We start from the raw sequence: 17,550 nt of genomic DNA, 5'->3' as shown, positions 1-17,550 counted from the left end.
AGCGACCGGGCTGCTGACGCCCACTGATATATAGAGGACTGCCGGGTGTTTCCTTTCTCCCCGGTTACCTCGTGTCCATCTTGTTCGTCAGACGGTGAGCCCAAGCAGTTCCGCGATCCGCGGCGTGGCCTTCACCCCCGTGCCGGTCAGCAGCAGCACCGTGCTCTGCGCCGCGCCGATGCGCCCTTCCCGCAGCAACCGGCCGAAGCCTGCCGCCGCCTGCGCGCTGGTCGGCTCGGCATAGAGGCCCCGCCCCGCCAGTTCGAGCGTGGCCCGGGCGATCTCCTCTTCCTCCAGAATGACAGCGCCGCCATGCGTTTCGCGCAAGGCCTGGACGACCTCCGGCAGGCGGATCGGCGCGGCAATGGCGGTGCCCTCGGCGATGGTCGGGCGCGGCTCAGCCGGCGGGGCGCCGAGCGCGGCGCGGGCGATGGGCGCGCAATTCGCCGGCTGCACGGCGAAGAGGCGCGGCATCCGCGCGATCTGCCCGGCCCGCAGCAGCTCCGCGAAGCCGATCCAGCAGCCCAGCACGTTGGAGCCGGCGCCGCAGGGGATCACGATATTGTCCGGCGCTCGGAAGCCGAGATCCTCCCAGAGCTCATAGGCCAGGGTCTTGGTGCCGTGCAGGAAGAAGGGATGCCAGTTGTGCGAGGCGTAGAAGGTGCCGGACTCGCGCTCCCGCCCCTGGCGCAGCGCCTCGTCGGCGCAGTCCTGCCGCGTGCCGGGCACGAGCTGGATCTCGGCCCCGGCGGCGCGAGACTGCACCGTCTTGGCGGGCGAGGTCGATTCCGGCACCAGGATGCGCGCCCGCATCCCGCCCGCCGCCGCATAGGTGGCGATGGCCGCGCCGCCATTGCCGGAGGAGTCCTCCAGCACCGCGCCGATCCCCTGTTCCCGCAGCAGCGAAAGCATCACCGAGGCGCCACGGTCCTTGAAGGAGCTGGTGGGCATGAACCATTCGCACTTCACCAGGGCCGTACCGGCGCCGAGGCGGCGCTCCAGCAGCGGCGTGCAACCCTCGCCCAGCGAAATCGGGGCGGGAGGGGCGAAGGGCAGCGCCGCGGCATAGCGCCAGACCGAACGCTCGCCGCGCGCGATGTCGTCGCGGCCGATGCCGGGCAGGTCGGTGAGGAAGAGCGGCTGTCCGCCGTCGCCGCACCAGCGCGGCAGTTCCAGCGGCCAGCGCTGGCCGGAGCGGGGGTCGAGATAGGCTGTGTTGCTCATGGGGCGCGGAGCCTCGCGCGGCTCCCGCCTCCCGGCAAGGGGCCTTGCCATGCGCCGGACCGGGCGCGAGACAAGGGGCACGGAAGCAGCAGGAGAAGAGCATGACCGAGGCCGATGCCGTGGCTGTCCTGGCCCGCGACCTGGTGCGGATCGACAGCCGCTCCAGCCTCTCCAACCTGCCCGTCGCCGAGCGGCTGGAGGCCGAGCTGCGTGGCTTCGAGATCGAGCGGCTGGACTATGCGGATGCCGCCGGCGTGGCCAAGCGCGTCCTGGTGGCCCATCGCGGCCCGCTGTCCGGCGGCGGCCTCGCCCTGTCGGGCCATATGGACACGGTGCCGGAAACCGGCTGGACGGAGGACCCCTGGTCGGGCCGGGTGGACGAGGCGGGCATCCTGCACGGCCTGGGCGCCGCCGACATGAAGGGTCCGGTGGCCGCCATCGTGGTCGCGGCGCGCGGCCTGCCCGCCGGCATCCCCGTGACCCTGCTGCTGACCACTGACGAGGAAACCACCAAGCAGGGCGCCCGCCTCGTGGCGCAGCGTTCGGAACTGGCCCGGCGCGCGGCGCCGCGCGGCATCGTGGTGGCGGAGCCGACCAGCCTGGTTCCCGTGCGCGGCCACCGCGCCAATGTCATGTTCACCGCGACCGCCACGGGCATCCAGGCGCATTCCTCCGGCGCCCGGGGAGTGAACGCGAACTGGGCGCTGATCCCCTTCCTGGCGGAGATGCGGGAGGTCTTCGCCCGGCTGCGAAGCGATCCGGCGTTGCAGGACCCGGCCTACGACCCGCCCTTTTCCGACTTCAACCTGCTGATCGACAACCACGGCACGGCGGTGAACGTCACCGTCCCCCGTGCCACGGCGCGCATCAAGTTCCGCTATTCCCGCAGCATCGATCCGGCGCCGGTCGTGGCGGCGGTGCGCGCGGCCGCGGAGCGTGCCGGGCTGGCACTGGAGATGCAGGCCGATCCTGGCGCGCCGGAACTGCCGGAGGAGCACCCGCTGGTGGCGCTGGCGGTGCGCGAGACCGGCCAGGCGCCGCGCACCGCCGCCTATGGCACCGACGCGACGGAGCTCCAGGCCCTGGCGCCCTGCGTCGTGCTGGGCCCGGGCACGATCGCCGTGGCCCACAGCCCGGGGGAGCACGTCCCGCTGGCGGAACTCGCCCGGGCCGTGCCGCTCTTCCGCCGTCTCGTCAGCACTGGGTGAGCGGCAGATCCGGCCGCGACCGGAGCCGCGAAGCGGGCCGCGCCTCGCGGCTGTCCGGCGCCTGGGCGCGGACGAGGTCCCGCCCTTCCCGCTTGGCGGCATAGAGTGCCCGGTCCGCCGCTTCCAGCAGGCCCCGGGGGCTGATCTCCTGCCCGGGCGCCATGGCGGCGACGCCCAGGCTCAGCGTTGCCATGCCGCCGCGTGCCGTGGGGTGCGGGATGCCCTGTGCCCGCATGGAGCGGCGGATCCGCTCCGCCACGCCCATCGCCGCCTCCAGCCCGGTCCCGGGCAGCAGGACGGCGAACTCTTCCCCGCCGAGCCGGGCCGCGAGGTCGCTGCCGTCGCGCAGGTTGCGTTGCAGCACATTCGCCACGCGCCGCAGGCAGGCATCCCCTTCCGGATGGCCGTGGTGGTCGTTGATGGCCTTGAAGTGATCCGCGTCGATCATGAGGACCGACAGCGGCCGGCCATGGTGCCGCGCACGCGCGAATTCATGGGCATAGGCCTGGTCGAAGCGACGGCGGTTCGGCAAGCCGGTCAGCGGGTCGCTGCAGGCCTCCCGGCGGTAATGGGCCTCCGCACGCTCTCGGATCATGGTCACCGCCCCGAAGCCGTGCAGGACGAAGAAGACGAGCGCGCTGACCAGGACCAGCCCGAGCGAGAGATCCGGCAGGAAGTGGAACCGCACCGGATCGGGGGACACCAGCATCGCCACACCCCGGAAGGCCATGACCGCGACGCTGCCGACCATCGCCGCGAACATCCACCAGCGCGCCGAGATCCTTTCGGCCCGGCCACGCCACAGCTCCCAGGCCGCGACGGCGAACAGGCCGCCGTGCAGGAGCGAGGCCAGCAGCACGCGTCGGTCGTAGCGGCCGTAGAATTCCGGGATCCGGCAGGCCAGGAGCCAGACCAGCGGCGCCAGCAGGATCAGCAGGACGGGGGTCGCGCGCCCGTCGGCCCGGCGGTGCCCGGCCCAGATCAGCGCGGAGCAGAGGATGGCCAGCGCGTTCGACAGGTCCACCGTCACCAGCAGAGGCAGGGCGGAGCGGTCGAACTGAAGGGCCATGGCCAGGGTTTCGCTGAGGAAGGCCCCTCCGAAGATCAGCGGCAGGTCGTGTCCCGGGCTGGCCCGCCAGGACATGAGGCAGGCCAGGGCGCTGGTGCCGGTCACCAGGGTGACGGCCAGGATCAGGGTCGGAGCGTCCAGGAACATGTCGCGGCGGGGGACCCTCTTCGGCGGCATCGGAGGGGGCGGCGGTCTCAGGCTTCTATGAACCCGACCTCGCTCCACCCGCATGACGTGATTCCTATGGATCATTCACACGCAAAAGTCATCATTCCACGTTGGATTTAAGCTTGGTTCGCTAAGATCTGCCCCAGCCACACGGAAAAGCCCCTCTTTCCGCGGCAGGCGGCCCCCGGCCGGGCATCGATCCACCCCCTCAGAGGCGGGGACGGTCCGGCGGGAATAGCCGCCGGAGCCGCCCCACCTGTCCGGTCAGACGCCCTTGCTCATCGCCTGGATGGGCGGCTGCACATCCGCGGGCAGCGGGCAGACATAGGGGGTGGCCGCCGTCCGCGCCGCGAGATCGGCCTTGGCCTTCTCGATCAGCGAGGGGTCCTGCAACGCATCCACCGCCGTGCCCGCCATCACCTTGGCGACATGCAGCAGGCCCTTGTGGGCGATGCCGGACTTGCCCTGCGCCGTGAGCTGCCAGGAATGCCCCGGCGTGCCGATGGCATAGGTGGCGCCGCGCGCCTGCACCGTCGGCACCACCCAGGAGACGTCGCCCACATCGGTGGAGCCGACGCCGCCCCGGCCCCTGGAATGCAGCGGCACGATGAAGTCGGCCAGCGGCTTGTTCCGGTCCACCGGCACGCCGGCGCGGCGGAAGGCGGCGGCGATGTCGTCGTCGTTCAGCGTCTTGCGGATCTCCTCCGCGAAGGCACGGTCCTCCTCGTCGAACTGTGGCGGGCCCAGGCGCTGGAAGTTGTCGTACATCGCCTGTTCCAGCGGCGTGTTGCCCATCAGGTTCGAGACGGCGCTGACCACCTTGGTGGCGACGGTCGTCTCGGTCATCAGCGCCGCGCCGTCGGCGATCTTGCGGACGCGGGCGACCAGCGCGTTCAGCTCGTTCAGGTCGGCGGCGCGGATCAGGTAGCGCACCTTGGCCGAGCCCTGCACCACGTTCGGCGCGATGCCGCCGGCGTCCAGATAGGCGTAGTGGACGCGGGCATGGCTCGGCATGTGCTCGCGCATGTAGTTCACGCCGACATTCATCAGCTCCACCGCGTCGAGCGCCGAGCGGCCGAGTTCCGGCGCGGCGGCGGCATGGGAGGAGCGGCCGGTGAAGGTGAAGTCGATGCGCGTGTTGGCGAGGCTCACCGCATCATTCACGCCGGACAGCGGCGCCGGATGCCAGGAGATGGCGATGTCCACATCCTTGAAGGCGCCGTCGCGCACCATGAAGCCCTTGGCGGCGCCGCCTTCCTCGGCCGGGCAGCCGTAGTAGCGCACGCGGCCCCTGATGCCGTTCTCCGCCAGCCAGTCCTTCACCGCCGCTGCCGCCAGCAGGGCAGCGGAGCCGAGCAGGTTGTGGCCGCAGCCATGGCCCTTGCCTTCCTGGCCCTCGACCGGGCGCGGCTCGGCCAGGCCGGCCTCCTGGCTCAGCCCGGGCAGCGCGTCGTACTCGCCCAGGATGGCGATCACCGGCCCGCCCTCGCCCGCCTCGCCCATCACCGCGGTCGGGATGCCCGCGACATCCTTCGTGATGCGGAAGCCTTCCTTCTCCAGCTGGGCAATATGCTCCGCCACCGAGCGGTGCTCGCCATAGGCCAGTTCCGGCATGCCCCAGACCCGGTCGGACAGGCCGATATAGTCGTCGCGCTTCTTCTCGACGTGGCGCCAGATCTCTTCGCTGTTCTGCATCGGAAACAATCCTGTCTGCTTCGGGTCCGGTTCCGGGGGCGGCCGGTGCGGGAAGGCGGTCCCCTCGTCATGGCACAGGGGGAAAGGCTCTCGCGGAACGACCGCCCGGCCGTGGCGGGGCGGGACTATGCGCCCAACCCGCGTGGGCCGGAACCCGGCCGAGCCCCCATGGATACATCCCGCCAGCGGGGCTTCCGGAGGCTGGCGGCCGTGCCAGCCCAGCGCCTCAGCCGAGGAAGCCCACCGCCCAGTAGGCCAGCGCCGCGATCGCCGCCGAGGCGGGCAGCGTGACGACCCAGGCCACCACGATGCTGCCGGCCACCCCCCAGCGCACCGCCGAGGCACGACGCGCCGAGCCGACGCCGACGATGGCGCCGGTGATGGTATGGGTGGTGGAGACGGGCACGCCGAAGCCCGTGGCCATGAAGAGCGTGATGGCGCCGCCGGTCTCGGCGCAGAAGCCCTGCACCGGGGTCAGCCGGGTGATGCGGGAGCCCATGGTATGGACGATGCGCCAGCCGCCCGTCAGCGTGCCCAGCGCGATGGCGGCATGGCAGGACAGCACGACCCAGAGCGGCACGTGGAACTCGCCGCCCAGCATCCCCTGGGAATAGAGCAGGACGGCGATGATCCCCATGGTCTTCTGCGCGTCGTTGCCGCCATGGCCGAGCGCATAGGCGGAGGCCGAGAAGAACTGCAGGATCCGGAAGGAGCGGTCCACCGCGAAGGGGGTGGACCGCGCGAAGATCCAGGACACGGCGAAGACCAGCAGCAGCGCCAGGACCAGCCCCAGCAGCGGAGAGAGCACGATGGCCGCGACCGTCTTGCCCAGGCCGGACCAGACGATCGCCCCGATCCCCGCCTTCACCGTGCCGGCCCCCAGGATGCCGCCGACCAGCGCATGGGAGGAGGAGGACGGGATGCCGCGCCACCAGGTGATGATGTTCCAGGCGATGGCGCCGGCCAGCGCGCCGAAGATCACCCGCGCATCCACGATCTCCGCGTCCACGATGCCGGTGCCGATGGTCTCGGCCACGTGCAGGCCGAAGAACAGGAAGGCGATGAAGTTGAAGAAGGCCGCCCAGGCCACGGCATGATGCGGCCGCAGCACACGCGTCGCCACGATGGTGGCGATGGCGTTGGCGGCGTCGTGCAGCCCGTTCAGGAAATCGAAGAACAGCGCGACGGCGATCAGGCCGACGAGCAGCGGCAGGGCGAGGGTCTCGACCGGCATGGGCAGGGCTCCCGGCTCAGACGTGCCCGATGACGATGCTCTCGACCTGATTCGCCGCGTCGTCGAAGAGATCGACCACCCGTTCGAGCTGGTCGAAGACCTCGCGCACCGCGATGAAGCGCATCGCCCCGTCCGGTGCCTTCTCCTCCGAGATGCGGCGGAACAGCCCGGTCACGCCCTCGTCGTGGATGTCGTCCGCCTCGCCCTCCGCCGCCCGGATGGATTCGCAGAGCGCGTTGATGCGGGCGGCGTTGCCGGTGATGTCCGACAGCAGCGGCACGGTGTCGCGCAGCAGCTCGGCACAGCGCAGGATGGTGTCGCCCATGCAGCCCATCTCCGGCCCGAACTCGGTCATGCCGAAGAAGCGGATCGTCTTGGCCGTCTTCTTCATCTGGTCCAGCGTATCGTCCATGGCGCCGATCAGCGCCTGGATGTCGCCGCGGTCGAAGGGGGTGACGAAGGTCCGCCGCACCGCCTGCACGACCTCCCGCGTCACGGCATCGGCATGATCCTCGGCGGCCAGCACGACCGGGAAATGCGTGGCCGTCGCCTCGCCGCCCCGCAGCATGGCCCGCAGTTCCGTGGCGCCCACCACGATCGCGGCGGAATGCTGCTGGAACAGGCCGAAGAATCGCTCCTCGCGCGGAAGCATGCGGCGGAACCAGCCGAGCATCGGACAAACCTTTGAAAAGCCGCCGCTCGCGGCCAGGAACGCGGGGCCAGGACGGGAATGCCTGACCGCGGAGGCGTCTTCTAACCGTCACACGGCGTCCTGGCCACACTGCGGCTGGCGGCTTTCCCGGCCGGCGGGATGGACGCGCCGGACCGGGAGCCGCATTGTAATCTTCCGTTTCCGTGCCCATTTTCGAGATTCCATCAGGGACCGTGAAAGATTCGACCCGGAAACGAGCGTGAAGGACACCACCGCGTGCAATGTCACAGAAGATGAAGAAGAAGGGGCAAGGTTGCCAGTACGCGGCCCTGCCCATCGCCGAACAGGCGGGAGAGACGATGGTGATGCTGGTCACCAGCCGCGAGACGCATCGCTGGATCATCCCCAAGGGCTGGGCCGAGAAGGGCGTGGCGCCGCACGAGCTCGCCGCCAAGGAAGCCTATGAGGAAGCCGGGCTGATCGGCGAGGTCCAGGCCAAAGCCCTGGGCTCCTACTGCTACAGCAAGCGGTTGCGGAGCGGCCGGGAACTGCCTTGCCAGGTGCAGGTCTTTCCCATGCGGGTGGAGAAGCAGCTCGAGGACTGGCCGGAACGGCGGGAGCGGGAGACCCGCTGGTTCACCCTGTCCGGCGCCGCGCAACTGGTGGGCGATGCGGGTTTGAGCGCCCTCCTGCTGGGCCTGACGCGGCCCCGGGACAGCGCGGCCTAGGACGCCTCGCCGCAGCGCGCGCCCCAAAGGTTCCCGCGGATGCTACAGGGCTCCGAGCCCTGCCAGCCCCGCCAGGGCGCCTCCGAACAGCAGCCAGAGCGGGTGCACCTTCCAGCGCAGCGGGATCGCGGTGCAGGCCAGGGCGATCAGCGCCAGGCCGATGCCCCGTACCGAGGCCTCCGTGATCACGATGCCGCTGGCCACCACCAAGCCGGAGGTCATCGGCAGCAGTCCCTCCTGCACCCAGCGGCGCCAGGGCCGGTCCCGGCTGCGGTCCCAGAGGCGCACGGCGAGGATGGTCAGGGCCGAGGACGGGATGAACTTCGCGGCGCTCGCCACCGCCAGCCCGGGCCAGCCCGCCACGGTCCAGCCGACCAGCGGCACCACCATCAGGTTCGGCCCCGGCGCCGCCTGCGCCAGCGCGAAGAGGGCACTGAACTCCTCCGCCGACATCCAGTGATGCACCTCGACCACACGCCGCTGCATCTCCGGCAGGATGCTGTTGCCGCCGCCGAAGGCCAGCAGCGACAGCTCCCCGAAGATCAGGGCGATGGAGACCAGCACCGGCGTCATGCGGCGCTCCGGCGCGAGGCCAGGATGGCCAACGGCGTCAACACGATCATGGTCGGCAGCAGGGGCAGGCGGAAGACGGCGATGGCCAGGACGCAGACCAGCGCCACCAGGGCCGGCCAGGGGCGGCGGAGCAGCGGCCGGGCGATGCGGATGCCCATGGCCAGCAGCAGCCCGGCGGCGGCGGCGGCCAGGCCGGCGAAGAAGTGCCGCACGGAGGGATCGTCGTGGTAGCGGTCGTAGATCACGCCCAGCGCGATCACCACCAGCGTGGGCACCGCGAGCAGGCCGGAGATCGCCGCCAGCGCGCCGGTCACGCCGCCGAAGCGGTAGCCCACCGCCACCGACAGGTTCACCACATTGCCGCCGGGCAGGAACTGGCAGAGGCCGAGCAGCTCGGTGAACTCCGTCTCGCTCATCCAGCGGCGCTTCTGCACGATCATGTGCCGTGCCAGCGGCAGGGCGCCGCCGAAGGCCGTCATGCCCAGGCCGAGAAAGCCCAGGAAGAGTTCCGCCCGGCCGGGATCGTGCCGCCCTGCCACCTGTTCGCCTTGCATCGGGCCCACCTCCATCCGCATCGCCACCTCCATCGCGCCAGTCCTTCGGCGCATCGCTTCCACGCACCGGCCGGAAGTGACGGGCTACGCTCCATCCTTCATTCTGTCTAATAGATGGAACAGCCCCAGGACATATCTTCAGGATATGGCACAGTGATAGAGACGCGCCTGCTCCGCTACTTCGTCGCCGTGGCGGAGTTCGGCCACCTCACCCGGGCGGCGGAACGCCTCGGCATCCGGCAGCCGCCGCTGAGCCAGCAGATCCGCCTGCTGGAACGCCAACTCGGCGTCACGCTCTTCCAGCGGCAGCCGCGCGGCATGGCACTCACCGAGAGCGGCGCGGCCTTCCTCGCCGAGGCGCGCGGCATCCTGCAGAGGATGGACGAGGCGGTGGCGCATGTGCGGGGCATCGCTGCCGGTGAAAGGGGGCGGATCGCCATCGGCTTCACCGGCTCGGCTGCCTTCCACCCCTTCGTGCCCTCCGTGCTGCGGAGCTTCCGCCAGTCCTCCCCGGGGGTGACGCTGGTGCTGGAGGAAAGCAGCTCGTCGGAGCTGATCCAGGCGCTGGAAGCGGAGCGGCTCGATGCCGCCTTCATCCGCGCCCCGAGCCTGTCCCTGCCTGGGCTGGTGGCCGAGGCCGTGCTGGAGGAAAGGATGCTGGCCGCCCTGCCCACAGCCCATCCGCTGGCACCCCATGGGCGCGGCGGCCGGCAACCCCTGCCCCTTGCCGCCCTGCGGCACGAGACCTTCATCCTGTATCGCCGCCACAGCGGGGCGGGGCTCTATGACGGCATCCTCTCCGCCTGCCGCGCCGCCGGCTTCAGCCCCTTCATCGGCCAGGAGGCGCCGCGCATGCTTTCCACGCTGAGCCTCGTCGCGGCGGGACTCGGGATATCCGTCGTGCCCGTCTCCATGCGCCGGCTGAACCTGGAAGGCGTGGCCTATCGCGCGCTGGAGCCGATGCCGGAACTGGTGGCGCCGATCCACCTCGCCTACCGCACCGGCCCTCTGCCAGAAACCTTGTGCCGCTTCCTGGCGGAGATCCGCTGCGCGGGAACGGACGCCATCCCGCCCGGCGGCATCGGGAAGCAGGCCGAATGAGCACCCGGCCCGCATTCCGCCCGCCTGGACCGGCACCCCCCGGCAAACAAAAGCCCACTTTGTCACAGGCTTGATTCTGCGGCAGCCTTCACGCAGGCACGTGGGTCTTGTGCAACCATAAGTTGAAACTCTTGTGCATAAAACAACTTATCAAGCATGAAACGACATTGACGGGGCGGGTGGTTTGCCTGCGGCCCACAACCATACCGTTGCCGTCCCGCTACATTCGCGCCGATTCGTCGGTCTCCTTGAGAACAGGCCTGGAAGGCAGCGCCAATGCACGACATAGTGATCTCATCACCAAAGCGAGGTTCGGCATGGCGCTCGATAAATCGCCTCGCCCAGTCATGATGCGGCATAGTCGGCGACTGTCAGACAAGCTTCTCCTGGCCTTTCATCAGGCCTGCGATCAGGGCGATGTCGAGATCGCCTGGGAATTGCTTCGGATCACGGAGAAGGCGCTGCTGAAATCCGGTCAATATTCGGGTCCGGAACGACGGAAGGGTGTGGAGAGCCTCGTGGCGGCGCATGAGCGCCTCTTCGAGATCCGCCTCGGCCTCGATCGCGATAATCCCAAGGCGCTGGTACTGGCCCAGGCTGATCTGGACTGACGTCGGCATCGGGGAGCGGACGGCCCCTCGCTCCCCATGCCCCGAAGGTCGACGGAATCGCGGATCCTGGCGCGACGGCCATCGCGGCGGACCGGGGAATGACCCGATCCGGCCAGGCAAGGTAGCAGCTTGAGTCCGGGACGTCGCTACGGGGTCGAGATCCGGGGCGCTCTGCTCGCCGATGCCACTGAACTGGCCATCTTCCTGCAGGGGGATGGACCGGCGATTCCACCCTTGCAGATGTCGGAACGGCTGGAACGCCTCCTGCGCGACCCTGCCAGCGCCGTTCTGGTCGCAGCCGATTATGGCCCCCTGGCTGGCGTCATCGCCCTGCACTGGCATTCCACCCTGCGGGACAACCGGCCTGTCGCGCGGATATCGGCCCTCCGTGTCGCGGAGGCGGACCGCAGGCGTGGCATCGGGCGTCTTCTGCTCAAGGCCGGGGCTCAGGCCGCACGGCAGGCGGGCTGCGACCGGTTGGAGGCCGCGCCACCATCCGGTGCCGCGGCTGGCTTGGCCTTCCTTCGCGACAGTGGCTTCACTGAGGAAGGCCCGGCCCTGTCCCGCGGCCTGCGCAAGCGGCAGGACCAGGGCGGATCGCTGTAGGAAGGCATCGTCAGGAAGCGCGAATCCGCTTCCGGGACGAAAAGCTGCAGCGGCCGATCCATCCGGACTCGTTCCGGGCGGGCGCCCGAAGCGTCCCTCCGAGGCAAGCCCCGTTCCGGTCGCCTAGTGGCGCTGGCTGCGGCCGCGCGCCGTGGTGGTCTTGGCAGCGGCCTTGGTGGCGGGGGCTTCCGGCTCGGCGCTGGCGGTGGGGGTCTCGCCGACCGCCGGCATGCCGCGTGCCTGATCGTAGCCCGCCTGCGCGCACTTCTCGATGGCGTAGAGCGTCTGCCACTTCTCCTTGCAGGCGGGCCGGTATGCCTCCAGCGGATCCACCACCTCCGGCGCCTTCGGCGTGGTGGAGCATCCGGCCAGGGCGACCAGCAGAACCAGGGCGATCTTCTTCATTGCTGTCTCGTGGTGAAACTCTGAGGGGTCTCATAAGCCGCTTGAAGGTTGAACGGCAACCGCCTCAATTCACTTGCAAGAGCCTGGATGCGGAATTCCCGGCGCCTGTCTCATGGCCGCCACGGCAGGGTGCCATCCGGCAACCGCCGCGCGAAGAGGCTGGCCAGGGCCATCAACCCCGCCACCAGGAGCAGGGCCACCAGCGACACCGCCGCCGCCTGCGGGCCGTCGCCCCCATCCTGGAGGTTGAAGACCAGCACGCCCAGGGTCTGCGTGCCCGGGCCGTGGAGTAGGGTGGAGATCGTGACCTCGTTCACCGCCTGAAGCGCCACGAGAATCCCCCCCGCGGCCAGCCCCGGTGTCAGCGGCGGCAGGTGGACGGAACGCAGGCGGGACCAGAGCCCCGCCCCCATGCCGCGCGCCGCGAAGTCCAGCAGCGGGTCGAGCCGTGCCGCGGCGGCGGCGGCGGGCCGCAGGGCCATGGCCTGGAACCGCGCCAGATAGGCGAAGAGGATCAGCGCCAGCGTGCCATAGGCCCAACCGCCAAAGGGGGTGGAGAGGACCAGCAGCAGCGCCGCGACGCCGGTGCAGGCCCCCGGCAGGGCATAGGAGAGATCCGTCCCGATCGCCCCGATGCGGACCGCCCGGCCACGCAGCGAGATCGCCACCGGCAGCGCCGCCAGGGCCAGGATCAGCGCCGCCAGGGCCGACAGGAGCAGGGAATTGCCCAGCGCGCCCAGGGTCTGCGAGCCCGGCGCGAAGGCCGCGGCCCAGTGGCGCAGCGTGGCCGTGCCGGCGGAGATCGGCACGCCGAAGGCCGGCACAAGCGAGGCCGCCAGCAGCGACAGCAGCGGCACCAGCAGGACGAGTACGAGGCCCAGCCACAGCAGCGCCACGCCCAGCCGGGCCCCCTGCCCCGCCCGCAAGGGCTCGAAGGGCTTGCCGGAGGGCAGCGACGCGGCCCGGATCGCCGCCCGCTGCGCCAACAGCCCCGGCGCGGCCAGCGCGGCGAGCAGCAGCGACAGCGCCGCCGACTGCCCCAGCGCGCCGGTGCCGGCGCCGGACAGCCGCTGCCAGATCAGGATCGGCAGGGTGATCCAACGCGCCGGGATGCCCAGCAGGGCGGCCACGCCGAAATTGCCCAGCGCCGCGATCCAGGCGAGCCCCGCCCCGGCCAGCAGGCCGGGCAGGAGCAGCGGCCAGACGACGCGGCGCAGCGCCTCGGACGGCCCGGCGCCGAGTCCGCGCGCGGCGGCGAGGTTCTCCCCCGGCACGCGCCGCAGCACCGCCGCCATGGCCAGCAGCACCAGCGGCGCGCCTTGCAGGCCGAGAAGCGCGATCATGCCGCCGGGGCCGTAGAGCGGATTCGGGGTGCCCAGGGGCGGGGCGAGACCCAGGGCGAGAAGCAGAGGAGAGGACGGGCCCGCCGCCTGCGAGAAGGCCAGGGCCAGGACCTGCGGCGGCACCAGGGCCGGCAGGATGCACAGGAAGAGCAGAACCCGCCGCCCGGGCGGCGCGCGCAGCAGCAGCAGCGACACCAGCGCCATGCCGAGCAGGCAGGCCAGCAGGCAGGCCCCGGCCGCCACCGCCACGGTGCGCCAGGTGGCGCGCCAGACGGCCGCATCGGCGGGCAGCAGGGCCAGGGCCGGGCCGGAGGCCTCGCTCAGGAGCCGCAGCAGCGGCGCCGCACCGACCAGGACCAGCCAGGCCAGCGCCAGGAGCGCCAGCCCGCGGGAGGGCAGCAGGGATGGATTCAAGCGTCTATTCGATCAGGTCGTTGAAGCGGCGCAGGTCCGCCTCGTTCTCCTTCGCCGCGCGGGCCGCGTCCAGGGCCAGGACCTTGATCGAATGCGGGTCGGGGAAGCCCGCCGGCGGCGCGACCCCGGGATCGGCCGGCAGGAAGCCCTGCTTCGCCGCCAGTTCCTGGCCTTCCCGCGACAGCAGGAAGGAGACGAAGGCCACCGCGGCCGGCACGTTCTTCGTGGTGGAGAGGATCGCGGCGGGCTCGGTGACGGCGCTCACCCCGTCCTCCGGGAAGACGAAGCGGACCGGGGCGCCGCGCGCGGCCTCGCGCAGGGCCAGGTAGTCCACGGCGATGCCATAGGCGCGCTCGCCGCTCGCCACCGCCTGCAGGACCTGCCCGTTGCCGCCGCGCGGCTGCAGCCCTTGTTTGGCCAGCTTGCCGAGATAGTCCCAGCCCAGGCCCGGCGCCTGCACCATGGCGGCGATGTGCAGCGCCGCCGCGCCCGAGACGCTGGGCGACGGCATGGCGATCATGTTGCGCGCCTCCGGCCGCAGCAGGTCGGCCCAGCTCTTCGGCGCGAAGGGCGCGCGGGTGTTGTAGACGATGCCGGTGGTGATCAGCTTGGTCGCGAAGTAGCGGTGCTTCGGGTCCAGCCGCTCGGCCGGGACGCCGCCCGTCCTCACCTCGGGGCTTTCCCGCAGCCGCCCCTCGGCGGCCAGGGATTCGAAGGTCAGGGCATCGGCCAGCAGTAGCACGTCAGCGCGCGGGCTGCCGGCGGCGATCTCGGCGCGCAGACGGGGCAGGATCTGGTTGGTGCCGCCCCGCAGCCATTCCACCGTCACGCCGGGATAGCGCTGGCGGAAGGCCTCCACCGTTGCCGCCGCATCGGGCTCCAGCTGGCTGGTATAGAGGGTGAGGCTGCCCGAGACCGGCTGGGAGGGCGAGGTCTGATTCTGGGCCTGCGCGGCGCCGCCCGCCATGGCGAGGGCGGTGACCATGAGACCGGCGACAGCCCGGCGGGAGCCCAGGAGCGGGAATTGGCGGCGCATGATCTTCTCGCGAAGGAAGGGACCGGGCCGGTTGATGGATGGCCCGCCGGCCGCTGAAAAGCCCCCACGCATGAAGACTTCGTGACACCGCGCCGCAACATGCCGGGGCCGGGCGGTGCCCGGAACGGCAAACCCCGCCGCGGCAAGGCGCCGGGCGGGGTTTCCATGCCGCTCTCCGGGGCCGCGAGGCCGGCCCCGGGAGGAATGAGGGCTCAGCCGCGCCCGGTGATCGGCGTGAAGTCGCGCTTGACGGAGCCGGTATAGACCTGGCGCGGGCGGCCGATACGCTGCGTCGGGTCCTCGATCATCTCCTTCCACTGGCTCACCCAGCCGACGGTGCGGGCCACGGCGAACAGCACGGTGAACATGCTGGTCGGGATGCCCATCGCCTTCAGGATGATGCCCGAATAGAAGTCGACGTTCGGGTAGAGCTTGCGCTGGATGAAGTAGTCGTCGTGCAGCGCGATCCGCTCCAGCTCCACGGCGAGGTCGAGCAGCGGCTCGTCCTTGATGCCGAGCTCGGTCAGGACCTCGTGGCAGGTCGCCTGCATGATCTTCGCCCGCGGGTCGAAGTTCTTGTAGACCCGGTGCCCGAAGCCCATCAGCTTCACGCCCGAGTTCTTGTCCTTCACCTTCTCGATAAAGGCGGGGATGTTCTCGACGCTGCCGATCTCGCCCAGCATCTTCAGCACCGCCTCGTTGGCGCCGCCATGCGCGGGGCCCCAGAGCGCCGCGATGCCGGCGGCGATGCAGGCGAAGGGGTTGGCACCGGTCGAGCCGGCCAGCCGCACCGTGGAGGTGGAGGCGTTCTGCTCGTGGTCGGCATGCAGGACCAGGATGCGGTCCATGGCGCGCGACAGCACCGGGTTGACCTTGTACTCCTCCGCCGGCACGGCGTTGAGCATGTAGAGGAAGTTCTCCGCATAGCTCAGGTCGTTGCGCGGATACACGAAGGGCTGGCCGATCGAGTACTTGTAGGCCCAGGCGGCGATGGTCGGCAGCTTGGCGATCAGGCGGAAGGCGCTGATCTCGCGCTGCTTCTCGTCGTTGATGTCCAGGCTGTCGTGGTAGAAGGCGGACATGGCGCCTACCACGCCGCAGATGATCGCCATCGGATGGGCGTCGCGGCGGAAGCCATCATAGAAGCGGCGAAGCTGCTCGTGCAGCATGGTGTGCATGGTCACACCGTGCTTGAACTCCTTGAGCTGCTTCTCGTTCGGCAGCTCCCCGTGCAGCAGGAGGTAGCAGACCTCCACGAAGTCCGACTTCTCGGCCAGCTGCTCGATCGGATAGCCGCGATAGAGCAGGACGCCCTCGTCGCCGTCGATATAGGTGATCTTGCTTTCGCAGGCCGCCGTCATCCCGAAGCCGGGATCGAAGGTGAAGACACCCAGATCGGCATAGATCTTGCGGATGTCCGCGACGGAGGGGCCGATGGAGCCAGGAACCAGGGGAGCGGAACTACTCTTGTTCGTCCCGTCCAGCGTGATCGTGACCGACCCGTGACCGCTGTTGCTCATGCTTGGCTCCTCATTGACTCCCGTACCTTCAGGGTCCGGGATCATGTTATGTTGCAGCGCAAATATGCGCCGACAAGCCGTCTTGTCCACCATCCCCCAGGCGCCGCCAGACCGGGCGCCAGGCGATGGCGCCGCCTACCGGCGATCCCTCCATTCCTCAGGCGGCACGACGCCATCCGCCCAGAGGCCCCGGCCGGCCTGCCTTGCCCGGGCCTCGGCTTCGGAAAAACTCTCCGAACTCGCCAGGGCCCAGCCCGAGGACACAAGCATCGCGTTCAGAATCCTGCCATTTGCCTCGCAGATGGCCAGCGGACGGCGAAACACGTCCTGCCCGTGCAACTCGCAGACAAGGGCGTGGTTCGCCACCAGATGGGCCAGCCTGTCTGCCGCAGCCACGCCGCAATCGAAACCCTGGCCCGCCGTATCGGCGCAGGTCTCGCCGCGCGACGGGGCCTGGAGCCCCTCCAGGCGCACCACCTGCCCTTGCAGGCGCAGGGTTTCCCCGTCCACGACATGGATTTCCGCGGGATCGGCCTGGATCGGCCCTTCCGGCGGCGTGGCGGCCGGGGGCGCGGCGCCGGAGCCCAGGCCGGGAAGGCCGGCCAGGACCGGACGGAGATGCCCGGCAAGGCCCGCCCCGCCCACCGCATACAGATAGGCCCCACCGGCGGCGAGCAGCAGCAGGGCGGCCAGGCCGAGCGCCAGCGGAGCGCAGCGGCGCGGCGGCTTGCGATGGGAATGGAAGATCTTTCTCGGGCGTGCCACGGCACGGAGCCCTATCAAAGCCGAGGGGGGCCGGGAAGCGAGAAAACGCCCCTCCCCGGCCGGAAGCAAGACAGGCTCAGAACAGCCCGTCGAAGATGCCGCGCTCCTTGCGCTGGATGATCGGCGTTTCGCCATCCCCCGGCGGGCGGCCCAGGGCGAAGTTCTCGCGCAGGCGCTGGCTCTCCTTCTGCGGGTCCACCACCACGCCCGGCGGCGGCGCGTCGCGCCAGAACATCAGCCGGTCCACCACGGTCTGGCTCGGCTGGTTCAGCCGCAGGCTTTCCTCGTCCACCCTCCGGCGGATGGCAGGATCGACCGTCCCACCGGCCCGGGCGACCAGCGCGCTCTCGCCCGAGGACTGGCGGCTCGCCTGGGTGGACTCCAGGACGGCGCCGGGCACCAGGGCGCTTTCCCCCTGCTCGCGGGCCGAAAGCTCCTGCGGCCGCACCGCACCGGGGCGGGGCACGGGCAGGTTGTTCATGTCCGGCGGCAGCGAGAGCGGCGCGCGGGTCACCACCTGGAACTCGTCCGGGGCGTCCCGGGTGAAGCCCAGGGTACGGGCCGTGTCACCGCCGCATCCGGCGAGCAGGCCGAGGGAAAGGGCGGCCGGCAGGGCCAGGGCCACGGTCCGGCGTTGGGGCATC

The 17,550-nt window shown here is 70.6% G+C and carries 18 protein-coding genes; 5 read left to right on the top strand and 13 right to left on the bottom strand.

The window, feature by feature from the left end; translation table 11 throughout:
- Nucleotides 1-87: 87 nt before the first annotated feature.
- The gene (locus CTJ15_RS05520; RefSeq protein ID WP_075822349.1) at nucleotides 88-1,224 is read right to left on the bottom strand and encodes a pyridoxal-phosphate dependent enzyme; all 1,137 of its coding nucleotides are present in this window, start codon (nucleotides 1,222-1,224) and stop codon (nucleotides 88-90) included.
- A 101-nt stretch (nucleotides 1,225-1,325) separates the two neighbouring features.
- Here CTJ15_RS05520 and CTJ15_RS05515 point away from each other — a divergent pair, with 101 nt between their 5' ends.
- The gene (locus tag CTJ15_RS05515) at nucleotides 1,326-2,432 is read left to right on the top strand and encodes a M20/M25/M40 family metallo-hydrolase (RefSeq protein WP_099781301.1); all 1,107 of its coding nucleotides are present in this window, start codon (nucleotides 1,326-1,328) and stop codon (nucleotides 2,430-2,432) included.
- On the opposite strand, the gene CTJ15_RS05510 is transcribed toward CTJ15_RS05515, so the two are convergent.
- The 4 genes from CTJ15_RS05510 to CTJ15_RS05495 all read right to left on the bottom strand — a co-directional run bounded on the left by CTJ15_RS05510 (nucleotide 2,419) and on the right by CTJ15_RS05495 (nucleotide 7,271).
- Complete coding sequence (locus CTJ15_RS05510) at nucleotides 2,419-3,678, bottom strand: diguanylate cyclase (protein WP_151904025.1); 1,260 nt, start codon at nucleotides 3,676-3,678, stop codon at nucleotides 2,419-2,421. The two genes, CTJ15_RS05515 and CTJ15_RS05510, sit on opposite strands and share 14 nt — an antisense overlap.
- A 255-nt stretch (nucleotides 3,679-3,933) precedes the next feature.
- Nucleotides 3,934-5,364 carry a M20 family metallopeptidase gene (locus CTJ15_RS05505; RefSeq protein WP_099781299.1) on the bottom strand — a complete coding sequence of 477 codons (1,431 nt, stop codon included), beginning with the start codon at nucleotides 5,362-5,364 and terminating at the stop codon, nucleotides 3,934-3,936.
- A 226-nt stretch (nucleotides 5,365-5,590) separates the two neighbouring features.
- A complete protein-coding gene (locus tag CTJ15_RS05500) occupies nucleotides 5,591-6,598 on the bottom strand; it encodes an inorganic phosphate transporter (RefSeq protein WP_019462314.1) in 1,008 nt (335 codons plus the stop codon).
- Between the two features lie 16 nt (nucleotides 6,599-6,614).
- Nucleotides 6,615-7,271, bottom strand: a complete 657-nt coding sequence (locus CTJ15_RS05495; protein ID WP_099781298.1) for a DUF47 domain-containing protein — start codon at nucleotides 7,269-7,271, stop codon at nucleotides 6,615-6,617.
- A 260-nt stretch (nucleotides 7,272-7,531) separates the two neighbouring features.
- Here CTJ15_RS05495 and CTJ15_RS05490 point away from each other — a divergent pair, with 260 nt between their 5' ends.
- Complete coding sequence (locus tag CTJ15_RS05490; protein ID WP_019462316.1) at nucleotides 7,532-7,978, top strand: NUDIX hydrolase; 447 nt, start codon at nucleotides 7,532-7,534, stop codon at nucleotides 7,976-7,978.
- 42 nt (nucleotides 7,979-8,020) lie between these two features.
- On the opposite strand, the gene CTJ15_RS05485 is transcribed toward CTJ15_RS05490, so the two are convergent.
- Nucleotides 8,021-8,551, bottom strand: coding sequence for a chromate transporter (locus tag CTJ15_RS05485; RefSeq protein ID WP_019462317.1), 531 nt, complete (start codon nucleotides 8,549-8,551; stop codon nucleotides 8,021-8,023).
- The gene (locus tag CTJ15_RS05480; protein ID WP_075822765.1) at nucleotides 8,548-9,105 is read right to left on the bottom strand and encodes a chromate transporter; all 558 of its coding nucleotides are present in this window, start codon (nucleotides 9,103-9,105) and stop codon (nucleotides 8,548-8,550) included. Before CTJ15_RS05480 ends, CTJ15_RS05485 begins: the two co-directional genes overlap by 4 nt.
- Before the next feature lie 153 nt (nucleotides 9,106-9,258).
- On the opposite strand from CTJ15_RS05480, the gene CTJ15_RS05475 reads away from it, so the two are divergent.
- The 3 genes from CTJ15_RS05475 to CTJ15_RS05465 all read left to right on the top strand — a co-directional run bounded on the left by CTJ15_RS05475 (nucleotide 9,259) and on the right by CTJ15_RS05465 (nucleotide 11,423).
- A complete protein-coding gene (locus CTJ15_RS05475; RefSeq protein ID WP_019462319.1) occupies nucleotides 9,259-10,206 on the top strand; it encodes a LysR family transcriptional regulator in 948 nt (315 codons plus the stop codon).
- Between the two features lie 107 nt (nucleotides 10,207-10,313).
- Nucleotides 10,314-10,817: a hypothetical protein gene (locus CTJ15_RS24695; RefSeq protein ID WP_226946052.1), complete on the top strand. Its 504-nt coding sequence runs from the start codon at nucleotides 10,314-10,316 to the stop codon at nucleotides 10,815-10,817.
- A 129-nt stretch (nucleotides 10,818-10,946) separates the two neighbouring features.
- Nucleotides 10,947-11,423 carry a GNAT family N-acetyltransferase gene (locus tag CTJ15_RS05465; RefSeq protein WP_099781297.1) on the top strand — a complete coding sequence of 159 codons (477 nt, stop codon included), beginning with the start codon at nucleotides 10,947-10,949 and terminating at the stop codon, nucleotides 11,421-11,423.
- Between the two features lie 123 nt (nucleotides 11,424-11,546).
- Here the strand turns inward: CTJ15_RS05465 and CTJ15_RS05460 are convergent, their stop codons facing one another.
- The 6 genes from CTJ15_RS05460 to CTJ15_RS05435 all read right to left on the bottom strand — a co-directional run bounded on the left by CTJ15_RS05460 (nucleotide 11,547) and on the right by CTJ15_RS05435 (nucleotide 17,549).
- Nucleotides 11,547-11,828 (bottom strand): hypothetical protein, encoded by a 282-nt coding sequence (locus tag CTJ15_RS05460; protein WP_019462322.1) that lies wholly within the window; start codon nucleotides 11,826-11,828, stop codon nucleotides 11,547-11,549.
- Nucleotides 11,829-11,938: 110 nt separating this feature from the next.
- Nucleotides 11,939-13,585, bottom strand: coding sequence for an iron ABC transporter permease (locus CTJ15_RS05455; protein ID WP_099781296.1), 1,647 nt, complete (start codon nucleotides 13,583-13,585; stop codon nucleotides 11,939-11,941).
- 4 nt (nucleotides 13,586-13,589) lie between these two features.
- Nucleotides 13,590-14,621 (bottom strand): ABC transporter substrate-binding protein, encoded by a 1,032-nt coding sequence (locus CTJ15_RS05450; protein WP_075823126.1) that lies wholly within the window; start codon nucleotides 14,619-14,621, stop codon nucleotides 13,590-13,592.
- Nucleotides 14,622-14,833: 212 nt separating this feature from the next.
- A complete protein-coding gene (gene gltA / locus CTJ15_RS05445) occupies nucleotides 14,834-16,141 on the bottom strand; it encodes a citrate synthase (RefSeq protein ID WP_019462325.1) in 1,308 nt (435 codons plus the stop codon).
- Nucleotides 16,142-16,276: 135 nt separating this feature from the next.
- Entirely contained in the window at nucleotides 16,277-16,906 is a 630-nt protein-coding gene (locus CTJ15_RS05440; RefSeq protein WP_075823125.1) for a thermonuclease family protein, read from the bottom strand.
- A gap of 76 nt (nucleotides 16,907-16,982) precedes the next feature.
- Nucleotides 16,983-17,549 (bottom strand): DUF3035 domain-containing protein, encoded by a 567-nt coding sequence (locus CTJ15_RS05435; RefSeq protein WP_019462327.1) that lies wholly within the window; start codon nucleotides 17,547-17,549, stop codon nucleotides 16,983-16,985.
- Nucleotide 17,550: the final 1 nt, after the last annotated feature.

This window comes from Roseomonas sp. FDAARGOS_362 (genome assembly GCF_002754815.1).
In the GTDB taxonomy this organism is placed as follows: Bacteria; Pseudomonadota; Alphaproteobacteria; order Acetobacterales; family Acetobacteraceae; genus Roseomonas; species Roseomonas mucosa.
This window is presented reverse-complemented; position numbering and strand designations above follow the sequence as displayed.